19 protein-coding genes and 1 pseudogene are annotated in these 21,635 nt (G+C 70.7%); 6 read left to right on the top strand and 14 right to left on the bottom strand.

Annotation, left to right across the window (positions count from 1 at the left end):
* Positions 1 to 4 precede the first annotated feature (4 nt).
* A pseudogene (locus CEP50_RS20835) lies at positions 5 to 190 on the bottom strand (hypothetical protein); the annotation flags it as partial.
* Positions 191 to 332: 142 nt separating this feature from the next.
* Here CEP50_RS20835 and CEP50_RS03590 point away from each other — a divergent pair.
* On the top strand, positions 333 to 524 hold the full coding sequence (locus CEP50_RS03590; protein ID WP_106112468.1) for a hypothetical protein: 192 nt from the start codon (positions 333 to 335) through the stop codon (positions 522 to 524).
* Between the two features lie 81 nt (positions 525 to 605).
* Here CEP50_RS03590 and CEP50_RS03585 read toward each other — a convergent pair whose 3' ends face one another.
* From CEP50_RS03585 to CEP50_RS03565, 5 genes are all read right to left on the bottom strand, one after another.
* Positions 606 to 2,045: a GuaB1 family IMP dehydrogenase-related protein gene (locus CEP50_RS03585; RefSeq protein WP_106112467.1), complete on the bottom strand. Its 1,440-nt coding sequence runs from the start codon at positions 2,043 to 2,045 to the stop codon at positions 606 to 608.
* A gap of 61 nt (positions 2,046 to 2,106) precedes the next feature.
* Positions 2,107 to 2,595 (bottom strand): DUF4288 domain-containing protein, encoded by a 489-nt coding sequence (locus tag CEP50_RS03580; protein ID WP_106112466.1) that lies wholly within the window; start codon positions 2,593 to 2,595, stop codon positions 2,107 to 2,109.
* 64 nt (positions 2,596 to 2,659) lie between these two features.
* Positions 2,660 to 4,183, bottom strand: a complete 1,524-nt coding sequence (locus tag CEP50_RS03575; RefSeq protein WP_106112465.1) for a GGDEF domain-containing protein — start codon at positions 4,181 to 4,183, stop codon at positions 2,660 to 2,662.
* A 304-nt stretch (positions 4,184 to 4,487) separates the two neighbouring features.
* On the bottom strand, positions 4,488 to 5,885 hold the full coding sequence (locus CEP50_RS03570) for a class II fumarate hydratase (protein ID WP_106112529.1): 1,398 nt from the start codon (positions 5,883 to 5,885) through the stop codon (positions 4,488 to 4,490).
* Positions 5,886 to 6,036: 151 nt separating this feature from the next.
* Entirely contained in the window at positions 6,037 to 6,858 is an 822-nt protein-coding gene (locus tag CEP50_RS03565) for a S1 family peptidase (protein ID WP_106112464.1), read from the bottom strand.
* A 173-nt stretch (positions 6,859 to 7,031) separates the two neighbouring features.
* On the opposite strand from CEP50_RS03565, the gene CEP50_RS03560 reads away from it, so the two are divergent.
* The gene (locus CEP50_RS03560; RefSeq protein WP_106112463.1) at positions 7,032 to 8,033 is read left to right on the top strand and encodes an NAD(P)/FAD-dependent oxidoreductase; all 1,002 of its coding nucleotides are present in this window, start codon (positions 7,032 to 7,034) and stop codon (positions 8,031 to 8,033) included.
* Between the two features lie 98 nt (positions 8,034 to 8,131).
* Here the strand turns inward: CEP50_RS03560 and CEP50_RS03555 are convergent, their stop codons facing one another.
* Positions 8,132 to 8,908: a S1 family peptidase gene (locus CEP50_RS03555; protein WP_106112462.1), complete on the bottom strand. Its 777-nt coding sequence runs from the start codon at positions 8,906 to 8,908 to the stop codon at positions 8,132 to 8,134.
* Positions 8,909 to 9,188: 280 nt separating this feature from the next.
* Positions 9,189 to 10,250 carry a class II fructose-bisphosphatase gene (glpX, locus tag CEP50_RS03550; protein ID WP_106112461.1) on the bottom strand — a complete coding sequence of 354 codons (1,062 nt, stop codon included), beginning with the start codon at positions 10,248 to 10,250 and terminating at the stop codon, positions 9,189 to 9,191.
* Positions 10,251 to 10,469: 219 nt separating this feature from the next.
* On the opposite strand from glpX, the gene CEP50_RS03545 reads away from it, so the two are divergent.
* Complete coding sequence (locus CEP50_RS03545; RefSeq protein ID WP_258174791.1) at positions 10,470 to 11,093, top strand: DUF4245 domain-containing protein; 624 nt, start codon at positions 10,470 to 10,472, stop codon at positions 11,091 to 11,093.
* 89 nt (positions 11,094 to 11,182) lie between these two features.
* On the opposite strand, the gene CEP50_RS03540 is transcribed toward CEP50_RS03545, so the two are convergent.
* From CEP50_RS03540 to CEP50_RS03525, 4 genes are all read right to left on the bottom strand, one after another.
* On the bottom strand, positions 11,183 to 11,479 hold the full coding sequence (locus tag CEP50_RS03540; RefSeq protein WP_106112460.1) for an exodeoxyribonuclease VII small subunit: 297 nt from the start codon (positions 11,477 to 11,479) through the stop codon (positions 11,183 to 11,185).
* A 13-nt stretch (positions 11,480 to 11,492) separates the two neighbouring features.
* On the bottom strand, positions 11,493 to 11,921 hold the full coding sequence (locus CEP50_RS03535; RefSeq protein ID WP_106112459.1) for a hypothetical protein: 429 nt from the start codon (positions 11,919 to 11,921) through the stop codon (positions 11,493 to 11,495).
* Positions 11,922 to 12,039: 118 nt separating this feature from the next.
* Positions 12,040 to 13,275, bottom strand: a complete 1,236-nt coding sequence (gene xseA, locus CEP50_RS03530) for an exodeoxyribonuclease VII large subunit (RefSeq protein ID WP_106112458.1) — start codon at positions 13,273 to 13,275, stop codon at positions 12,040 to 12,042.
* A gap of 119 nt (positions 13,276 to 13,394) precedes the next feature.
* Entirely contained in the window at positions 13,395 to 13,940 is a 546-nt protein-coding gene (locus CEP50_RS03525; RefSeq protein ID WP_106112457.1) for a lipid droplet-associated protein, read from the bottom strand.
* A 144-nt stretch (positions 13,941 to 14,084) separates the two neighbouring features.
* Here CEP50_RS03525 and CEP50_RS03520 point away from each other — a divergent pair, with 144 nt between their 5' ends.
* Positions 14,085 to 15,110 carry a 4-hydroxy-3-methylbut-2-enyl diphosphate reductase gene (locus CEP50_RS03520; protein ID WP_106112456.1) on the top strand — a complete coding sequence of 342 codons (1,026 nt, stop codon included), beginning with the start codon at positions 14,085 to 14,087 and terminating at the stop codon, positions 15,108 to 15,110.
* Between the two features lie 79 nt (positions 15,111 to 15,189).
* Here the strand turns inward: CEP50_RS03520 and CEP50_RS03515 are convergent, their stop codons facing one another.
* Positions 15,190 to 16,128 carry a DUF6542 domain-containing protein gene (locus tag CEP50_RS03515; protein WP_106112455.1) on the bottom strand — a complete coding sequence of 313 codons (939 nt, stop codon included), beginning with the start codon at positions 16,126 to 16,128 and terminating at the stop codon, positions 15,190 to 15,192.
* Between the two features lie 325 nt (positions 16,129 to 16,453).
* Between CEP50_RS03515 and CEP50_RS03510 the strand changes: the two genes are divergently transcribed.
* Positions 16,454 to 19,036, top strand: coding sequence for a glycoside hydrolase family 172 protein (locus CEP50_RS03510; RefSeq protein WP_106112454.1), 2,583 nt, complete (start codon positions 16,454 to 16,456; stop codon positions 19,034 to 19,036).
* A 29-nt stretch (positions 19,037 to 19,065) separates the two neighbouring features.
* Here CEP50_RS03510 and CEP50_RS03505 read toward each other — a convergent pair whose 3' ends face one another.
* Positions 19,066 to 20,061 carry a LacI family DNA-binding transcriptional regulator gene (locus tag CEP50_RS03505; RefSeq protein ID WP_106112453.1) on the bottom strand — a complete coding sequence of 332 codons (996 nt, stop codon included), beginning with the start codon at positions 20,059 to 20,061 and terminating at the stop codon, positions 19,066 to 19,068.
* Positions 20,062 to 20,218: 157 nt separating this feature from the next.
* On the opposite strand from CEP50_RS03505, the gene CEP50_RS03500 reads away from it, so the two are divergent.
* Entirely contained in the window at positions 20,219 to 21,634 is a 1,416-nt protein-coding gene (locus CEP50_RS03500; protein WP_106112452.1) for an L-fucose/L-arabinose isomerase family protein, read from the top strand.
* The last annotated feature ends 1 nt before the right edge of the window (position 21,635 follow it).

Here is a 21,635-nt window from a genome sequence, read left to right as displayed (position 1 = left end):
GGAAGGTGTGTACGACTCCGGTGGGGTTCCTGGAGTCGCGGACTCCGACCTCGGTGTCGGTTGGCGCACCTCCACGCGGTTGTCGCTGGCAGCGGCGTTGTAGGAGCTCTTGATCCAGCCGGTGTCGAGCATCAGGTCTCCTTGAGAGTGTGTTCGAGGAATCCTCGGGACCGAGCGCGAGCTCGCACATCCTCTCGAAGAGTACTGACCGTCGGTCTTACTTTGAGGATGACGGTGGTCGTCCCGTCACACACGGTTCCTCGTATCCACAGGGAAACGGGCCCGGATCATGAGTCTTCCGTCGTGCGGGCGAGGTGTCAGTGGAGTCCTAGGTGGAGATGGAGCCGGGTGTGGCCGCCCGCTGCGAGGTGGACCGGCTCAACGAGCAGGCGAGCCTGGCCTTCGGCGGTCGGGAGAGCTTCGTGCTCGGCCTGGACCGGACGACGCTGGAACAACTGGTCACGATGGAAAGACGTGCCGTGGCCGAGTTGGACACCGAGGGCGCGGACCTGACCGTGCTGTGAGACCCCGTGACCCGCTTGGTGAGCCGGAATCGGCTCCTCCCGACCGTGCCCGTGACCGGGAGGAGCCCGCGAACCGTCCGGTCACCACCCAGTGGGAAGCGGCCGTCCCTCGGCGAACCCGGCGGCGGACTGGATCCCCACCACGGCACGGTCGTGGAACTCGGTCAGGTTCCGCGCCCCCGCGTAGGTGCAGGAGGAACGCAGCCCGGAACTGATGCTGTCGAGCAGGTCCTCCACCCCCGGCGCGGCCGGGTCGAGCTTCATGCGGGAACTGGAGATCCCCTCCTCGAACAGCGCCTTGCGGGCCTGGTCGAAACCGCTGTCCGAGCGGGTCCGCGCGGTGACCGCGCGTTTGGAGGCCATCCCGAAGGACTCCTTGTAGGCGTTGCCGTGCTCGTCGCGTTGCAGGTCGCCCGGGGACTCGTAGGTCCCGGCGAACCAGGAGCCCACCATCACCGAGGAGGCTCCGGCCGCCAGCGCCAGCGCCACGTCGCGCGGGTGGCGGATCCCGCCGTCCGCCCAGATCCGTTTCCCGAGCCCCCGCGCGGTCTCGGCGCACTCGGCCACGGCGGAGAACTGGGGGCGCCCGACCCCGGTCATCATCCGGGTGGTGCACATCGCCCCGGGGCCGACGCCGACCTTGACCACATCGGCACCGGCCTCGACGAGGTCCCGCACCCCCTCGGCGGTGACCACGTTGCCGGCCACCACCGGTACGGAGGGCTCGATCGAGCGGATCGCCCGCAACGCGGAGATCATTTTCTCCTGGTGCCCGTGGGCGGTGTCGGCCACCAGCAGGTCGACCCCGGCCTCCAGCAGCGCCGAGGCCTTGCCCGCCACGTCGCCGCTGACCCCCACGGCGGCGGCCACCCGCAGCCTCCCGGAGGAGTCCACGGCCGGGGTGTAGATCTCGGAGCGCAGCGCCCCGCGCCGGGTCATGATCCCGGCCAGCCCGCCGTCGGAGTCCACGGCCAGGGCGACCTCCCGGCCCTGCTGGTGCAGCTTGTCGAACACCTCGCGCGGTTTGGTCTCCAGCGGCAGCACCACGGGCTCGCGGTCGGCCACCTCTCCGAGGCGGGCGAACCGGTCCACGCCGGTGCAGCACCGCTCGTCGACCGTCCCCAACGGCCGGTCCCGGTCGTCGACGACCACGACCGCGCCGTGCGCACGTTTCGGCAGCAGGTTCAACGCGTCGGCCACCGCGTCGCCCTCGTGCAGCACCAGCGGGGTGTCCCACGTGGTGTGCCGGGACTTCACCCAGGAGACGATCTCGGCCACGGCCTCGGGAGCCACGTCCTGCGGCAGCACCACGAGCCCGCCGCGACGGGCGACCGTCTCCGCCATCCGGCGCCCCGCCACGGCGGTCATGTTGGCGACCACCAGCGGCAGGGTCGTCCCGGAGCCGTCGTCGGTCGCCAGGTCGACGTCGAAACGTGACTCCACCCCGGAACGCGCCGGGGCGAGGAACACGTCGTCGTAGGTCAGGTCAGTGGTGGGCTGTTGCCCGTTCAAGAACCGCACAACCCTCCAGCTTACCCGGCGGCCGGTTCCGCCCGAAACCGGCGAAAGGGGCGGGGCGGCCCTAGAGCTCCTCGCCGCCCAGTGTCGGCTCGAAGGAGCTGTACTGCGTGTAGTTCCGGAAGAACCTGCTGTAGAGCTCGGAGCCGTCGTCGAAGGTGGCGTCCTCGATGCGCCGGACCTCCACGACGTGTTTGAGTTTCCAGGTGACCAGCTGCTGGTCCTCGTTGTAGTAGCTGACCTCCTGCTGCTTGCCGTACTCCCTGGCCTTCTCCGCGGCCTCCTCGTCGGAGGAGGCCGTCACCAGGACGAACGACTCCTCGTACAGCGGCCGGAAATCCGCGGAGTCGGAGGTCGACTCCGTGACCAGCACCGCCACGTAGGGCTCCGGTTCCGCGTCGCCGAACACCGAGCCGCGCTCGGCGCCCACCGCCGCCGGGCCCCCGATGCTGATCGAGCGGTTGTCGTCCTCGAGCAGTTCCTCGGGAAGCTCCACCGGAGGTGGCATGTCGCGGGTCCGGTCGGCTTCCGGTTCGCTGCCGCGGTTGCTCATGCCTCCAGTCTGTCACCGCCGTGTTCGCCCGGGCGGAGTAGGGCCTCCGAGCGGTGGCGGGGTGCTACACCGAACCGGCCAGTCGCCCCTTGCCGCTGAGCATCGCCTGGTCGGCGGCCTCCAGGGTCGCCGACAGCCGCAGAGGTTCGCTCAGCTCGGCCCAGCCGATGGTGACCGACACCGGTGTTCCCGTCACGAGCGCCTCCCAGTCCCCGTCGGCGACCGCACGGGCCAACCGGTTCCCGATGTGCCGGGCCTCCTCCATCCCGGTGTGCGGGAGCACCGCGACGAACTCGTCCCCGCCGTAGCGCGCGACGAAGTCGCCCTTGCGCAGGGTGCGGGCGAGGATGGCCGCGACCCGTTGCAGCACCAGGTCACCGGAGAGGTGTCCGTAGACCGTGTTGACGGCCTTGAAGCCGTCCAGGTCGATGACCCCCACGGCGGCGTGGATCCCGCTCTCGGCGAGGCGGGTGACGTACCTGTCGAAGTGCCTGCGGTTGGGCAGTCCGGTCAGGGAATCGGTGAGCGCCTCCGAGGCGTACTGCTCCACCGTCCGGCGCAGCGCCTCGTGATCGAGCTGGGCCCTGGTCCCGTCCACCAGCCCGTCCCTGAGCTGGCCCTGGTCCCGGGTGGCGATCCTGGTGGCCTCCCGGTCGGCCGTGCGGGCGGCGCGGTGGTCGTTCAGGGCGGCGTGGGCCAGTGCCCGGATGCGGGCGGACTCGGCCGCGCCGAGCGTGTACGGGTTGGGGGATCGGTGTTCGATCCGCTTCAGCGCCCGCGCCGGGTCCCCCTCGGAGATGTCCCGGCACGCCGCCGCCAACAGCCGCAGGTCGGCGACCTCCCAGCCGTGTTCCTCGGCGGTGAACAGGACGGGGTCGAGCTCGGCGGGCTCGCCCAGGGCCCGCAGTCGCACGGCCGCGTAGCCGTAGTAGTACTGCTCGGCGGGCCAGAGTTCGCGCGGGTGGGCGCGCTCGGCCCAGGTCTCCAGCACCCGGCGCAGCATGGTGACGCAGGACTCGGTGTCGCCGTGGTGGTCCAGGGACACGGCCCAGCGGACCGCGACCTCGGGGAGCGCGTGGTCGCCGCTGGGCAGCCCGAGGAGCTGCCCGTCCTGGTAGCAGCGTTCGGCGATGGGCACCGCCTGGGCGTGGAAGCCCACGTAGGAGTAGGTCACGGCCAGGTCGTGGTGGGCGACCACCGTCTCCTCGGTGGGGCCCTGTTCCAGGTCGATCTCGCGTCCCGCCTGCACCAGGTGGCGCACGCAGCGTTCCAGCGAGTCGCCGGCGGCGATGATTCCGGCCAGGGCGTGCAGGTGTCCGCGCAGCACGGGGGCGTGTCCACCCTCGACGCTCTCGAAGGCCCGGTCCAGCACAGGCGGGCACTCCTCGGTGCGGCCGAGGTTGAACAACCTGCCGAGTTTGAGCACCAGGGCTCGGCACGTGACGAGGGGATCCTCGGATTCGGCGACGACGCTGTCGGCCACCTCGATGGCCCCCGCGTTGTCCCCGTTGCGGCTCAGCTCACGGATCCGCTCGAAGCGGTCCGTGAAATCCGATGCGGAGTCGACGTCCGTTCCCGGAACCTGCATCACCTGTCCCCGCAGTGTTCAACCGGCGGCAACCGGCTGCTGTTGTCGCGTCACGATAGTGCCATGCGCATGTGAAGGCAGTCACCAGCAGCTGTGCGGTCCGCGCCGGTGTTCTTCCCCCGGTCCCCCGGTGGTTACCTCGAAGGACGGAGCGCCACACTCCCCCGGCCCGCCCGGGCGGACCGGGCCGCGGATCCCGCGGGACCCACGACAGTGTCGCCGCCCGCGGGAGGGCGTGCTCCCGGTCCGCCGTCGGGGAACCCGGCCGGATGGTGAGCTGATCCGGGTCCGCCGCGAGGGGTTTTCAGCGCTCGGCGCGGGCCATGCTCAGCACGTCCAGGGCCGTGTCGAGCTGCTCCCTGGTCAGCTTGCCCGCCTCGACGTAGCCGCGTTCCAGCACCACGTCCCGGATGGTCCTGCGTTCCTTCAGCGCCTGCTTGGCCACGGAGGCGGCCTCCTCGTAGCCGATGTAGCGGTTGAGCGGGGTGACGATGGAGGGGGAGCCCTCGGCGTACTCCCGGGTGCGCTCGGTGTTGACCTCGACCCCGGCGAACACCTTCTCCGCGAGCAGCCTGGAGACGGCCGCCAGCAGCCGGGCGGATTCGAGCACGTTCCTGGCGATCACGGGCAGGTTCACGTTCAACTGGAAGTTGCCCTGGGCGCCGGCGAAGGAGACGGCCGCGTCGTTGCCGACCACCTGGGCGACGACCTGCAGGGTGGCCTCGGGGATCACCGGGTTGACCTTGCCCGGCATGATCGAGGAGCCGGGTTGCAGGTCGGGCAGGGCGAGCTCGGCCAGACCCGTGCGCGGACCGGAACCGAGCCAGCGCAGGTCGTTGGCGATCTTGTTGAGGCTCACGGCCACGGTGCGCAGGTTTCCGGAGGTCTCCACCACGCCGTCCTGGCTGGCCTGCGCCTCGAAGTGGTCGCGTGCCTCGGTCAGCGGCAGTTCGGTGACCCGGGCGAGCTCGGCCGAGACCGCCGCTCCGAACCCGACGGGGGCGTTGAGTCCCGAGCCCACGGCGGTGCCGCCGATGGGCAGTTCGCCGAGACGGTCGAGCCCGGAACGCAGGCGCTCCACCCCGTAGCGCACCTGGGAGGCCCAGGCTCCGGCCTCCTGGCCGAGAGTGATCGGCACCGCGTCCATCAGGTGGGTGCGTCCCGACTTGACGGTCTCGCTCCACTCGGCGGCCCGACGCTCGATGGTCGCGGCCAACTGCTCCAGCGCTGGGATGGTGTCGGTGAGCACCGCCTCGGTGGCGGCCACGTGGATGGTGGTGGGGAAGGTGTCGTTGGAGGACTGGGAGGCGTTCACGTGGTCGTTCGGGTGAACCTCCCGTCCGAGGGAGCGGGTGGCGAGGGTGGCGATGACCTCGTTGGCGTTCATGTTCGACGAGGTCCCGGAGCCGGTCTGGAACACGTCGATGGGGAAGTGCTCGTCGTGATGACCGGCGGCCACCTCGTCGGCGGCGGTGGCGATGGCCTCGGCCATGTCCCGGTCCAGGACGCCGAACTCGCCGTTCACGCGGGCGGCGGCGGCCTTCAGCAGTCCCAGCGCCCGGATCTGGGCCCGCTCCAGCCCGTGGCCGGAGACGGGGAAGTTCTCCACGGCCCGCTGGGTCTGCGCGCGGTAGAGCGCTTCGGCGGGCACCCGGACCTCGCCCATCGTGTCGTGCTCGACGCGGTATTGCTGTTCACTCATGCTCAGAGTGTGAACCGTGCCGGTGGAGCAGGTCAGTATGGGTTCGGCCACGTCGTCTCCGGCGGGTCTCGCGGGCTCGCGGGAGGGCACGCACCGAGCCGCGACGGGTCGCTGTGGACGGTTCCGCCCGGTGCGTGCTCCTGGAGCGGCCTCAGCTGTTCGTGTGTGACAGCACCCACTCGCGGTAGGCGGTGGCGTCGGTGTAGATCGAGGGAGCGGTTCCGCAGACGGGCAGCGGGCTGCCGAGCCTGCTGGTGACCCCGATCAGTTTCCAGTCGCCGGGTTCTCCCCGCAGTTGCGGACCGCCCGAGTCCCCGAAGCACGCGTTGGACAGCATCCTCTCGCTGCCCGTGCACAACTCGGTGGAGCCGTCGATGAATCCGAGGGTGCACTGGAGATCACTGACCAGGTTGGTCTCCAGTTGTTGCAGCTGTTCCGGCGGTTGACCGCAGCCCCGGGTGCGGCAGGTGAGTCCCCAGCCGATGATGCGTGTGGAGGTTCCCGTGGCGCCGGGCTGGTCGGCTATCTCGACCGGCTGCCGGTCGACGGCGCGGTCCAGACCGACCAGTGCGATGTCGCCCCGGGGCGAGTCCGTGGCGTAGTCCGGGTGCTGCTCGACGCTGTCCACGCCGACGACGGTCCCGCCGCTGGTGTGGTCGGAACTGCCGATGCGTAACCGGAGTTCGTCGGCGGCGACCCCCTCGACGCAGTGGGCGGCGGTGAGCGCCCACCGTTCGTCCACGAGGGAGGCTCCGCAGCGGTGGTTGCCGTTCTGCTGTAGCGAGGCCATCCACTCGTAGGACTCGGTGGCCCGGTCACCGCCCACGATCATCGTGTTCCGGTCGTCGGGCAGAGGATCGGCGGTGGCGGCCGGTGTCACGCCCAGGGCCATCGCCAGGGCGGCGAACCCACCCACCAGCATGGCGGTTTTTCGCACGGTGCTCTCCGTTTCGCTGCCGGTGATCGATTTCACGGCAACGTAGGATCATTGTTACTCGCGAGGTACCGCCGTACGCCGCATGGCATTAGCCCGTTCGGAGTAGTGTCGTTTCGGCGCACGGGGGATCACCTCGACGTGGTTACGCACCGTGGGGAAGCGGTATAGGGTGTGGGGAGATGTCCCTCGCGCCTCGTGGAGGGGTGTGGATGACTGCCGACGCGGCAACGCAGGAACAGGACCCGGTCGAGGTCGACGTGCTGATCGTCGGGGCGGGCCCCACCGGCCTCTACGCCGCCTACTACGCCGGATTCCGCGGGTTGTCCTCCGCCCTGGTGGACTCGCTGCCCGAACCGGGCGGTCAGGTGACGGCGATGTACCCGGAGAAGCGGATCTTCGACGTGGCCGGTTTCCCCGAGGTGCGCGGGCGGGACCTGATCGCGGGACTGGTGGAGCAGGCCGCCTACTACGAGCCGCGCTACCTGTTGGGGCGTTACGCCACCGGGTTGACCGAGCGGGAGGAGGGGCTGCTGGTCGAACTCGGGGACGGGACCACGGTGCACGCGGGGGCGATGCTGATCACGGCGGGGATCGGGGAGTTCACCCCGCGCCCGCTGCCCGCCGCCGACGGGTGGCTCGACCGGGGGGTGGTGCACTTCATCCCCGAACTGGACGACCACAGTGGACACGACGTGGTCGTGGTCGGCGGCGGTGACTCCGCCTTCGACTGGGCGCTCGCCCTGCATCCGGTGGCCAACAGCGTCACCCTGGTGCACCGCAGGGCGCGTTTCCGGGCCCAGGAGGGCCTCGTCCGCGAGGTGGAACGACTCGGCGTTCCGATGATCACCGAGGCCGAGGTGGCCGAGATCCGTGGTGACCAGTACAGGGTGCGGGAGGTGGACGTCGAGACGGCGCAGGGACGGAGGACGCTGCCGGCCCAGACGGTGGTGGCCGCTCTCGGCTTCACCGCCGATCTGGGGCCGATCGAGCACTGGGGACTCGAACTGGACAAGCGTTCGATCGTGGTGGACACCACGATGCGTACGGCGCGGCAACGGGTCTACGCCGCCGGCGACATCGTCTCCTATCCGGGCAAGGTCAAGCTCATCTCCACCGGCTTCGGCGAGGCGGCCACCGCCGTGAACAACATCGCGGTGGAACTGGACCCCCGGGCGAGGCTGTTCCCCGGACACTCCACGAACCTCGGTTGAGTATCTCTTTTGGACGGTGTGTTCGGCCGAACCCACGAGGAACCGGTGTGGCCGCCGGGCACGGCGACCACACCGGTGGGGTGTGCGAGCTCGGGGCCTCACCAGGGCCAGGGCCAGCCGCCGCCGTCGTCCGAGCCGGAGGTCTGCTGCTCGATCCAGTCGGAGTGGGCGGTGACGTCGGTGTAGATGGAGGGGGCCGTGGCGCACAGCGGGCTGTCGTTACCGGCACGGCTGGTCGCGCCGATCAGCTTCCAGTCCCCGCGGGACCCCTTGATCTGCGGTCCTCCCGAGTCGCCGTAGCAGGCGCCGGAGTCGTTTCCGGGGTTGTTCGTGCAGATCTCGTTGGCACCGTCGATCCCGGCGCACTCCCGGTCGGGCACGATCGAGGTGTCCAGTTCCTGGAGGGTGCGCGGGGCGCCGCAGCCACCGCGCTCGGGGCAGGTCTGCCCCCAGCCGATGATGCGGGTGCTGGTGCCCACCGCCCCGGCCTCGGAGGCGATGTCGATCGGCTGGGAGTTCACCTGCCTGCCGAGACGCAGCACGGCGAGGTCACTGCTCGGGTGGGGGATCACTTCGGTGACGGTGGCCTGTTCCCCGCCGCTGGCGCGGTCGTTGCTGCCGATCCGCACCGAGTAGTTGCCGCCGCTCCGGACGCAGTGAGCGGCGGTGACCACCCAGTCCGATTCGATCAGTGAGGCACCGCAGAGGTGGCTGCCGCCCGACTGTAAGGAGGCCATGAACGAGTACTGCTGGGTCGCGTCGTGGCCACCGACGATCATCGGTTCCGGTTCGTCGGCGGCGTTCGCCGGCGCGGTCATGCCGAGCGCGGCGAAGAAGGCGGTGAACACACCCATCACACAGGAGCGTTTGCGCATGTCGTGGTCCCTTCCGTTCCTTCCGGTTTCGTGAGCCGGTTGGGAGCGGAAGGTAGGGATGGGTGCGCGGGGTCCGGTACCGGCGAACGGCGGGACACGGATCGAACGAAAGTATGTTTCACGTTTTTCCCGGGGGTGGCAGCAGTCACGAGACCCCGCCGACGCCGGGGGCGGGAGTCGACGCCTCACCGGCGACGGCGGCACACCCGATTCACCCGCCCGAACGGCCCGGCCCGCGCGGGACCGGGCGCCCGAGCCGACACGGCACCCGGAAAGAGCCTCAGGGCAGCAGACCGTACCGGCTGGTCGGGGCGTCGCCCGTGAAGTCCAGGTCCGCGTACTCGCTGAGCTTGCCGAGCTTGTGCGCCCCCTCGATGGAGCGGACCGTTCCCGACTTCGACCGCATCATCAGCGAGTGCGTGGTGCACCTGTTCGCCCGGTAGTGCACCCCGCGCAGCAACGCCCCGTCGGTGATCCCCGTGGCGCAGAAGAACACGTTCTCCCCGCTCACCAGATCCGAGGTCGTCAGTACCCGGTCCGGGTCGTGACCGGCGTCGCGGACCTTCTGCCGCTCGGCGTCGTCCTTCGGCCACAACCGGGCCTGCAACTCACCGTCCATGCACTTCAGGGCGCAGGCGGTGATGATCCCCTCCGGGGTGCCGCCGATGCCCATCAGCATGTCCACGCCACTGTCCGGCCTGGCCGCGGCGATCGCACCGGCCACGTCCCCGTCCGAGATGAACTGCACCCGGGCCCCGGCCTCCCGGATCTCGGAGACCAGCTGCTCGTGCCGGGAACGGTCCAGCACACAGACGGTGACGTCGGAGACCTCGACCTGCTTGGCCTTGGCCACACGACGGATGTTCTCCGCGACCGGGGCGGTGATGTCGACCACCCCGGCGGACTCCGGCCCCACGGCGAGCTTGTCCATGTAGAACACGGCCGAGGGGTCGAACATGGCGTGGCGCTCGGCCACGGCCAGCACCGCCAACGAGTTCGGCATCCCCTTGCTCAACAGCGTGGTCCCGTCGATCGGGTCCACCGCGACGTCGCACTCGGGACCGTGGTGGTTGCCGACCTCCTCGCCGTTGTACAGCATGGGGGCCTCGTCCTTCTCGCCCTCACCGATCACGACCACACCGCGCATCGCCACGGTGCTGATCAGTTTGCGCATGGCCTCCACGGCGGCGGCGTCGCCGGAGTTCTTGTCTCCGCGTCCCACCCAGCGTCCGGCCGCCATGGCGGCGGCCTCGGTCACGCGCACCAGGTCCATGGCGAGGTTGCGGTCGGGAGCCTCGGGGCCGCGAGCGCCCTCGTGGATGTCGGTCTCGGATGCGTTCATGGTGCCTCCCGTAGCGCGATACTGGCTCGCCGGCTCGTTCGTGTCCGAATGCTCCGGTCGTGGTGGGCGAGGACCCGGTACGGCACACAACCGCACACCACGTCCGTGACGTGCGGATCTTCGCAGATCCGAATCCTTTCGGTTTCCACGAAGTGGCGCAGCCCACTGGGGTGCGGACCGAACCGGGTGCGTCGTTCCTCCGCAGGGACAGGTGAGAGCATGCGAGGCGTGGCTGAACAGCGCAACCAGGGGGCGGCGGACGAGGGGTCGGACCGTTCCACCGGGGCGGCCCCGCGCAGTGTTCGGGCCATGCTGTTCGCGATGCTGCCGCTGGTGCTCGTCGTGCTCGGCATCGCGGGACTGACCGGTCGGTGCTCGCTCAGCCCGGTCGGCCCTCCGGTGAACGACCCGGAAACGGCTCCCACCGTGAACGTCTCCGTCGAACTCGACGCGGCTGCCTCCGACGTGGGGTTCCCCGTGGTACGACCCCGGCCGCCGGAGGGATGGCGGGCCAACTCGGCCGACGTCGCCCGAGTGACGGAACAGCACAGGGCCGTGCGCGTCGGATGGCTGACCCCGCGCACGCACTACCTCCGGCTGTCGCAGTCCGCCGCGAACGAGGCCGACCTGGTGGCCTTCGAGACCGAGCGGCCACCCCGCGCACGCGGCACGGTGCACGCGGCAGGAACCCGGTGGGTGGTCTACGACAGCATCCGCTCCGAGGTCGCCTGGGTGACCGACCACGACGGGGTCCGGATGCTGATCACCGGCAACGGCACCGAGCAGGAGTTCCGCGTGCTGGCCGAGGCCGCCCTGCGGGCGGACCCGGTCCGTCCCGAGTGAGGCCCCTCGTCAGTGTGTGGCACCCACCGGGCGGGCAGAAGACCACCGGTGGGCCCGTTCGCGCTCCCGGGAGGACGCGGGGGGCGGACTCACTCCTGCTCGGAGTTCTCCCGCTGCTCCACCGAGGCCAGCGCGCGGTCCACCCGCTCACGCGCCCCCGCCAGCCTGCGTTCGCACACCGCGGCCAGCGCCTCACCCCGTTCCCAGAGCGCCAGCGACTCCTCCAGCGAGAGACCGCCCGCCTCCAGTCTGCGTACCACCTCGGCCAGTTCGTCCCGGGCCCGCTCGTAGCCGAGGTCGGCGACGTCGGGGTGGTCCGCCTCGGGGTCGACGCCCTCCTCCGCTTCCGTCCTGGGGGTGCTGTCCTCGGGTTGTTCGCTGCTCACTGTCCGGCCGCCTTCATCGGGGAGAACTTTCCGGCTCGCGTCGTACGGACACCACGGCGGTGGCGACGGCCTGGTCGTAGCCGACGAACGCCTCGGCGAACTCCGCGCCGTCACCCTCCCGCACCGCGTCGTTGATCCGTAGCTGCGCCTCGGCAACCCTACGCCGGTATCCGTTTCCCTGTTCGGTCCACCAACCGTTGCCCACGTATCGCGCGGTCGCCTCGGCGAGGGCGCTGAGCTGCCTCGGCAGCGCGCGCCGCTCCGGAGGATGACACCCGCCGAGCAGGGCGGCCCAGCACCCCGCCGCCGCCGTGTCGGCCTCCTCCGCCCTGCGACGTACCAGGCGGGCCCCGTCGTCGGAGGTCCCCGATCCGGTGCTCGCCGAGACGGTCACGGCGACGGTGAGCGGGAGGAAGGTGGGCTGTCGCCCGTGATTCAGCACCGCACACCTCCTTGGGAGCTCGATTCGCCCGGGCGCCGTCGCCGGTCGCGCCGCGCCACGACGTGACCCGTTCGTGCCCGCTGCCACGACGGGCGGGCCGCCGGGCGCGAACGGTGGGTTACTCGTCGTCGGTGACGACGGCGTGCACGGTTCCGTCCGTGAGGCGGATCCGCAGTCGTGTGCCCCGGGAGACCTGTTCCGTGGAACGCAGAACGGACGAACCGGAGTCCTCGACGCGTTGCACGATCGCGTAACCGCGAGACAGCGTGGCTGCCGGTCCCAGCGCCGTCAAGCGTGACCTCATCGTCGCGAGCTCGTGACGCTGCTCGGTCAGCACCGCGAGCACGGCCCTTCTGCACCGCTGCCCCAGCATCCCGACCTCCTCGGAACGCCGCCGCAGCGGAGTGTGCGGATCGGCCAACGCCGGCCTCGTGCGCAGCGAGTCCAGCAGTCCCTGCTCCCGGTCGACCCAGCCCCGCAACGCGCGTCTGGCCCGTTGCCTGAGCTGGTCCACGTACTGGCTCTGCTCGACGACGTCGGGGACCACCCGTTTGCCCGCGGCGGTGGGTGTGGAGCTGCGCACATCGGCGACGTGGTCCAGCAGGGGGGAGTCCGGTTCGTGACCGATCGCACTCACCACGGGGGTCCGGCAGGCGGCGACCGCCCGGCACAGCGTCTCGTCCGAGAACGGAAGCAGGTCCTCCACGCTCCCCCCGCCCCGGGCGATCACGATCACGTCGACGTTCGGGTCCCGGTCCAGCTCCTCCAACGCCTCCAGCAGCTGCGGCACGGCCGTGGACCCCTGGACGACCACGTTGCGCACCTCGAACCGCACGGCGGGCCAGCGCAGCCGGGCGTTGGTCAGCACGTCGTGCTCGGCGGCGGAGTCCCGTCCCGTGATCAGCCCGATGCGTTCGGGCAGGAACGGCAGCGGGCGTTTCCGTTCCGGTTCGAACAGCCCCTCGGCCCGGAGCAGCTTGCGGAGCCGTTCGATGCGTGCCAGCAGCTCGCCGATCCCCACCGTTCTGATCTCGTCGACCCGCAGGCTCAGCGTCCCCCGGCCGACGTAGAAGGAGGGCTTGCCGTGCACCACCACCCGGGTTCCGTCGGTCAGCTGGGGGTCGTTGTCCCGCAGCAGTTTCGCCGGGCAGGTCAACGTCAGCGACACGTCGGCCGAGGGGTCACGCAGCGTGAGAAAAGCGGTGGAGGCACCCTGACGGGCGGAGATCTGGGTGAGCTGTCCCTCCACCCACACGGTGCCGAGCCGGTTGATCCAGTCGGCGATCTTGCGGGCGACCGTGCGCACCGGCCAGGGGGACTCGGCGGTCGTGGGGGGAGAACTCAGCGGACTCACTCCTTCGGGGCGGTCGCGGAACGTGTGACGGGCAGGGACCGACCCGTCGTGCCGGCGGGGCCCCGGAGCCCAACCGCCCGGCCGGACGGCTCACACCGGAGGGCCCCGGAGATGCGGACTCACTCGTCCGTGGTGGTCGAGGCGCCCAGGTTGTCGATCCTGTTGGACAGCATCTTCAGGAAGTCCGGGCGCCGCGCGTGCGCGCGCTCGTGGCGCAGCAGGCGATGCAGCTCCGGCAGACTCAGCCGCCGTAACCTGCCGCGCAGCTGCGGCAGCGTCATCTCCTCGTAGCCGGGCAGCAGGTCCGAGACGTCGTCCTCCGGGGCGTCTCGTGAGGGGCGTTCGGAGGAGTCCGTGTGGGCGGAGGTCGCCTGACCCTCGGAGGGAGGACGTACCGGGGGATGCGGTTGTTCGTCGGCCGGTTCGTCCTCGTCGAACCTGGCCCACTCCGGCTGTTGTTCCGGCCGACTCAGTCCCGCCAGCAGGTCGTCGCCCTTGATGGCCAGTTCGGTGATCTGCTGCTGCATCCGCATGGACAGTTGCAGCGCCTGGCTGGTCATCGTCACGGGCAACCCGATCAGGCATTCCGGCAGTCGCCGGGTCCGTTCGACGGCCGTGCCCGCCAGTCCCGCGGCCACCCGGATCGGCAGAGGAAACGATCGCATACCGTCAAGCTTGCCCCACGTGCGTGTCCGCCGTCATCTCGGTGGGGCGTTCCCGCCGGGGAGGGGGAACCGGCGCGGGACGTCACCCGGTGGGGGAGGCGCTGCCTGCTGACCGGTCCCGCCGAGGAACGTACCCTGGGCGGTATGAGCAGCTCGCCGCAGGCTTCCGAGTTCACCGAGAACACAGCCGCCGACACCGCGCACAAGCGGGTCCTGTTGGCCAAACCCCGCGGATACTGCGCGGGTGTCGACCGCGCCGTGGACACGGTGGAGCGAGTGCTGGACAAGTACGGCCCTCCCGTGTACGTGCGCAAGGAGATCGTGCACAACCAGCACGTGGTGGGGAACCTGCGGGAGCGCGGGGTGGTCTTCGTCGAGGACACCGAGGAGGTTCCCGAGGGCTCACTGCTGGTGTTCTCCGCACACGGGGTGTCCCCCGCCGTGCGGGAGGCGGCCGAACGGCGCAACCTGCGCACCATCGACGCCACCTGCCCCCTGGTGACCAAGGTGCACAAGGAGGTCAACCGCTTCGCCCGGCAGGACTACGACATCCTGCTGATCGGCCACGAGGGCCACGAGGAGGTGGAGGGAACCTCCGGAGAGGCCCCGGAGCGGGTCCAGCTGGTGGACAAGCCCGAGGACGTGGACGACGTCGAGGTGCGCGACCCGTCCAAGGTGGTCTGGCTGTCCCAGACCACGCTGAGCGTGGACGAGACGATGGAGCGGGTCGAACAGCTCCAACAGCGTTTCCCCGACCTGCAGGCCCCGCCCAGCGACGACATCTGCTACGCGACCTCGAACCGCCAGGTCGCGGTCAAGGCCATGGCCGCCGAGTGCGACCTGGTGCTGGTGGTCGGCTCGCAGAACTCCTCGAACTCGAAACGACTGGTGGAGGTGGCGTTGCAGTCCGGCGCCGGGGCAGCCCACCTGATCGACTACGCCAGCGACATCGACGAGAACTGGCTCGACGGGGTGCGCACGGTGGGAGTGACCAGTGGTGCCTCCGTGCCGGACGTGTTGGTGTTCCAGGTGCTGGACCGGCTGCGTGAGTACGGCTGGGAGGACGTCGAGGAGGTCACCACCGCCAACGAGAAGGTCTCCTTCGCGCTGCCCAGGGAGCTGCGCAAGGACCTCGACGAGAACCCCGGGCGCCCCCAGGGAGTGCGCTGATCCCGTAGCGGCCGCCGTGCCGCCCCACCACGTCCGGGCGAGGCGGTCTGGTTGGGTGGTCCGTGGCCCGCCGTGGCCGTCAGCGGTCCCCGCGACGCGGTCGGCGCGGACGTCCGGGAGGTTCGGAACGTCCGGTCTGCTGTGCCGGTTTCCCCGGGGAACCGGGTGCGGACCTTCCCGGGGGAGCCGCACGTTTCTCCCCCGGCCGCCCCCCGCGCGGTGCCTCCGGGGAACCACGGCCGGAGGAGGGGGGTTGCGCGCCGGGTTCCGTGCGGCCACCGGTTGTCCCGGTTCCGCCACGGGTGCGCGGTGTGTCCTCTCCGGAGCGCGTGGCACCCCGCGTTGTCCCCCGGCCGGGGCGTGCCTTCCCGCGTTCGCCGGATTCCCGCTTCGCGGTGCCGTCCGTGTTCCGTGCGGAGGTCCCGTCGCGACCGGGTCGCCGTTCGCCTGCCCCACCGGCGGCCGTGCCGCGTTTCCGCGTGCCCGTGGAGTCGCGCCGTTCGGAGCTTGTCGAGGTCCCCGTCGAACGCGTGCCCGTGGCCGTCGACGTCTTCGCACCGCCGGGTTCGAGCACCCGTATCCGCAGCACACCGACGACCAGCACCAGCACGGTGGTCGTGGCCATCGCCGGGAAGCTGTTGATCAGCGGCGTGGCGACGGCGAGCAGGATGTTGCGTTTGCCGCCTCCCCAGTCGAAACCGGTTCCGGTCAGCAGCACCAGCAGCGGAAGGGTGACCGCGGCGATCAGCGGGGGCTGGACCATGGGACCGAAGAGGTTCCCCCGCCGGACCAGCACGACCGCCAGCAGGCAGCCGAGGAAGTAGCCCGCGACGAAGAACATGCCTGCCCCGGCCCCTCTCAGCAGGTCGACCAGGACGCAGAGAGCCGTCAACACGAAGGGGAGTACGCCGGCTGCCCACCACGAGATGCCGCGTCTGGCGCCCAGGGCGGAGCGTTCCGACCAGCGGACCGGCTCCTGCCCGGGGGTGTGGATCTTGTGCTCGGATGTCGCGGTCACGGTTTTCACCGTAACTGCCCCGTGGCGGAAGGAACGACACGTCCATGGCCGGAACCTCCCTCGTGGGAGACGACGGGCGGGGCACGAGGGCCGGTCACGCTCCGCCGTCCGCGGACGGGAACCGTTTCCGCCTTGGGCGGGTGTGACGCTCGACACCGACACCGATCGGTTCATCCCGCGTCTTCCCGGGCGAGGATCGTCCCCGAACGGACGACGGCGATGTCGGTGCGCACTCCGTGGTCCGCGTAGGACAATCCCCGTCGTGGGGACGCGGTCCGGTGGGTCGTGTCGGGAGCGTGGAGATCCTTCCCGGGAGGCGAGCACGATGGTGACGGGGTCGACGGTGACGGCACGTTCCCGTTCCCACCTCCGGGGCAGGACCACGACGGCGTTGGCGCTGGTCGCCGCCACGGTCGCCGCCACGGCGGCTGCCGTCGGCGCGCCCCCGCGCCCGGCGCGCGCCGCTACGCACCCCGACACCGCGACGTCGGTCGGGAAAGGACCGGTGGGGTGGCAGACCTACCGCCGACTGGACCGGCTGGGCGAACCGCGTTCGGCCCAACACAGTGCCCAGTTCTCCAGTTTCTCCCGCAGCGGGAGCAACGACGACGGTTTCGAGGGCACCTACTCCTGCCTGCGCACCACCGAGCGGGGATGCGTCATCGCCGAGCACACCGGTCCCGGGGAGATCACCTCGCTCTGGTTCACCCGGCAGCCGTGGGGCGACGTCAGCGCCACGGGAGACATCCGGATCGACCTCGACGGACGAACCGTGCTCGAGGCCCCGTTGTCCGATGTGGTCTCCGGAGAGCTCGGGGCGCCCTTCGTGTGGCCGCTGGTGGGGGACGCCCGGGACACCGCCGGGGGAGCGGTGATCAAGGTTCCCATGCCCTACCGCGAGTCCATGCGCGTCACGGTGGACCACAATCCACGCTTCTACCACGTGGGATACCGTTCCTTCGCCGACGCGCAGGGGGTGCGCACCTTCGATCCCTCCGATCCGGCCCGGGACGTGATCCGTCGACTCCGGCGTTTCGGGGTGGCCGATCCGAAACCCGCCGCTGCCGAGGAGGAGCGCAGACAGCGGACCTTCGCGTTGCGGCCGGGCGAGAGCGTTCGGTTGTCCCCCTTCCGCGGACCAGCCTCGATCGACGAGCTGCGGCTGCGGATTCCGCAGGTGACCGCCGCACCCCGGGTCGTCGACGACGGAAGGGCCTTCGGCCCTGGCGGGGGCAGCTCGTTCACCGCGCGGATCTCCCCCGACAACGAGGGGGTGCGCATCACCCGCCGCTACGACGCCGGCGTGGGAGAGCAGGTCGCGGAACTGCTGGTGGACGGCACCCCGGTGGGAACGTGGCGCAGTGGTGCCGCCCGTCCGGGCGAGTGGGGGCGACAGAGCATCGAGGTGGACGGGACGCTGACCGCCGGACGTGAGCGGTTGCGGATCTCCAACCGGTTCCGTTCGGCGGCGGTGGACGTCAACGAGTTCCGCTACGAGGTCCACAGCAAAGTGGACGGACGGTGGACACGCACCGACGTGCTGGACCTGGGACCCGCCCATCCCGGGGAGGAACGGGCCCACGACTACCGCGTCGACAACGAGGTGTTCACCCGGGACCGCCTGCTGGCCCGGTTCCCCGTGGACGAACGGGAGGTCGCCGCCTCCGACGAGATCCTCGCCGACACCCGACTGCGCGTCAGCTTCGACGGCCGCACCACGGTGGACGCGCCGATCGGGGAGTTCTTCGGCACCGGCCTGGGCGAGTACGACGTACGCAGGCTGATGAGTTCGGTGGACGCCGGGCGTGGGTGGTACGTCTCCTGGTGGCCGATGCCGTTCCGCGCCGAGGCGGAGATCGAACTGGTCAACAACGGATCGGTGCCCATCCGCACGGCCACGCTCGAAGCCACCACCTCCGCGCGGAAGGCGGCGGGCACGGCGCGTGAGGGATACTTCCACGCCACGCACCGCGCCGGGCACACCCGACCCGGATCCGACTGGACGTTCCTCGACGTGGAGGGCAGCGGAACCTTCCACGGGGTCACCCACACCATGCGCGGGCGGATCCCGCCGGGGACGCGGGCGCGGGCGGAACGCCCCCGCTCGCTGCCGTCCCCCCGGGCGAACCAGCGCAACTATCTGGAGGGGGACGAGCGGTTCCACGTCGACGGCTCGGCCACCCCCTCGTGGCACGGCACGGGTACCGAGGACTTCTACGAGTCCGGCTGGTACTTCCGGGGCGGCACCACCTTCACCATGCCCCTGGCGGGCAGCCCGGCCTACGAGCGCTCCGGGGACGGGTGCCGCTACGACTGCACCGGGGCCTACCGGCTGCTGCTGCCCGACGCCGTCCCGTTCCGCAAGCACCTGTTGGCGGGCATCGAACACGGCCCGGCCAACAACGAGCCGGGAGTGTACAGCTCCACCGCGTACTGGTACGGCGACTCGACCCCCAGCACGAGTGTCACCGACCGGGTGGAGACCGCCGACCGGCTGAACCGTCTGGTGCACCACTACCGGGCCGAGGGCGAGTCGGTGCGGAAGCTGACCGCCACCTTCGAGGGTGATGTGGACCCGGGTCCGCACCGCCACTCCACCACCTCGACCACCGGCGGGATCGAGTTCCGGGTCCGGATCGACCCGGAGAACACCGGGGTGCGGCTGCGTCGCCTCAGCGACCAGTTCCACAGTGGCCAGCGGGCCGTGGTGCGGGTCGACGGCCGGACGGTGGGGACCTGGTCCCAGCCGCTCGGGAACAGGAGCCACCGTTGGTTGCAGGACGTCTTCGACGTGCCCGCCGAGTTCACGGCGGGGAAGACCTCGCTGCGCGTGAGACTGACCCCGGCCGAGGACGCGCCGCCGTGGTCGGCCGCGCGGTACACGGTGTTCTCCCACGGCACCGACTGACCGTCCCCGCCGAGGCCCCGGAGAGCGGATCAGCCGGGGTGGCTGCTGGCTCGGGCGATCAGTCGCGCGGAGAGGGTGGTGGTCGTGTTCCCGCGCCGACGCTCCCCGATGCGGTCGAGCAGCAGCTGGGCACCCACCGTCCCGATGTCGTAGGCGGGCTGGGCCACCACGGACAGCGGTGGGTCCAACAGTCCAGCCCAGGGGGCGTCGTCGAACGCCACCATTCCCACGTCGTCGCCGGCGCGCAGCCCCTTCTCCGCGAGTGTCTCCATCACTCCCAGGGCCATGACGTTGTTGGCGACCAGCAGCGAGTCCGGAGGGTGCTCGGTGTCCAGCAGCTCCTGCGCCGCCCGTCGCGCACCCGCCGCCCGGAACTCGCACCTGCGGACCAGCCGTTCCGAGTCGTGCTGTCCCACGGCCCGCAGCCCGCGCAGGTAGCCGTCGAGGCGTTCCTCGGCGGTGGGCACTCCCCGTGGGCCGGTGATGCACCCGGGGCGGCGGTACCCGCGTTCGACGAGGTGGCGGGTGGCCTGCTCGGCGGCCGACCTGGTGTCCACCAGCACCGTGTCCCCGCCCGCGTCGGGAAGCGGACGGTCCAGTGCCACGAAGGGAATGCGGGAGCCGCTGAGCAACTCGGAGCCGGAGGTCCGTCCGGTGGGCGACAACAGGATTCCCGCCACTCTCTCCTGCAACGCCACGGACACGTAGGAGCGTTCCTTGTCCGGGTCGTCGTCGGAGTTGCACAGCACCACCGAGTAGCCGGCGGAGTGGGCCACGTCCTCCACGCCCCGGGAGATGGCGGTGAAGAACGGGTTCTCCACGTCGGAGATGATCAGGGCCAGCACGGGCGTCTTCTGCCTCCGCAGGTTCCGCGCGGGTCCGTTGGGGCGGTAACCGAGTTCCTCGGCGGCGGTGAGCACCCGTGCAACCAGTTCGGAGTCCACCGTGTCCTTGCCGTTCAGCACGCGGGAGACGGTGGCGGTGGACACCCCGGCCCGCTCGGCCACCTCGTTGATGGTCGTCACAGTCGTCGCTCCTTCCGCGAGCCGTGTTGACACCCGCCCGGAACGAGAATAACTTCCGAGAAAACGATTACCAGGACACGTGGGCCGTTCGGAAACGGAATCGTTTCGTGCCCCGAGGGGGGACGGCCGTCGTCTCCGACCGGGGTTTGGGGTTGCCGTGGCTCGTATCGGCGTGCTCAGCGTTTCGGACGGCAGGGATCACGTACACGCCAGGAACGCGGACTTCGTCCGGCGCAAGCAGTCCGAACTGGTCGCCTCCCTGCGGTCGGCCGGACACGAGGTTCTCGAGGTGGCCGAGCCGCTGTCCTCCGGGCCGGAGGCCACGGGCGCGGCGCGCCGCGTGGCCGCCGCCGGGGCGGATCTCACCGTGCTGTACTACGCGGTGTGGGCCTTTCCCCGGTTCACCATGCTCGCGGCCGGGGAACTGGATACCCCGTTGGCGCTGGTGGCCAGCACCGACCCCACCGAACCGGGCCTGGTGGGGATGCTGGCGGCCGGAGGGGCGCTCGACCAGGTGGGACGTGGGCACCACCGACTCTGGGGTGAACCGGGCGACGCGGAGCTGGCGGCCGACATCGGGGCGCTGGCCACCGCCGCCTCGGCCGTGGCGGGACTGCGGGGATGCACGTTCGGCCGTTTCGGTGGCCGCCCCATGGGCATGAACACGGCGGTGGCCAACACCGACCAGTGGCAGCGGCTGTTCGGGGTGGACGTGGAGGAGATCGACCAGTACGAGCTGGTGCTGCGGGCGCGGCACGCCGAGCAGGGGGAGGTGGACACGGCGCGTGAGTGGCTGGAGCGCCACGCGGGCGCGGTCCACTACGACGGGGACAAGCTCACCCCGGAACTGCTCGAACGTCAGATCCGCTCCTACCTGGCGGTGCGGGAGATCATCGCCGAGCGGGGCCTGGACTTCTCGGGGATCAAGGCCCAGCCGGAGCTGACCGAGAACTTCGCCACCATGGACGTCACCGAGGCCCTGCTCAACGACCCCTACGACTGGAACGGGCCGAAGCGTCCGCACGTCTGCGCCACCGAGGCCGACATGGACGGGGCGCTGACCATGAAACTGTTCGGACACGTCTCCGGCACGCCGGTGCTGTTCGCCGACGTGCGGCACTACCATCCCGAGCGTGACCTCTGGGACCTGTGCAACTCGGGCCAGCACGCCACCTGGTTCGCGGCGCGCAGCGACGACCCCGCCGTGAACCTGGCCAAGGTCGAGCTGTTCCCCGAGGTGTTCTTCTTCCCCGCGGGCGGAGCCTCGGTGCGGCACGTGGCCGCCCCCGGCACGATGACCCTGGGCAGGCTCACCCGCAGCGACGGGAACTACCGGATGCAGTTGGTGCTCGGCGAGTTCGTGGAGCCGGACGCGGAGACCACCGAGGAACTGATGCGGCTGTCCACACCGGAGTGGCCGCACGCCTTCGCCAGACTCGACGTCACGGCCGAGACCTTCCTGTCCCGGTTCGGGGCGAACCACATCCACGCGGTTCCCGGTGACCACCGGGCGGAGCTGCGGGCGGTGGCCGAACAGCTCGACATCGAACTGGAGGAGTGGACCCGTGGGTGAG

Origin of the sequence: Actinopolyspora mortivallis (assembly GCF_003001495.1) — a bacterium.
In the GTDB taxonomy this organism is placed as follows: Bacteria; Actinomycetota; Actinomycetes; order Mycobacteriales; family Pseudonocardiaceae; genus Actinopolyspora; species Actinopolyspora mortivallis_A.
This window is presented reverse-complemented; position numbering and strand designations above follow the sequence as displayed.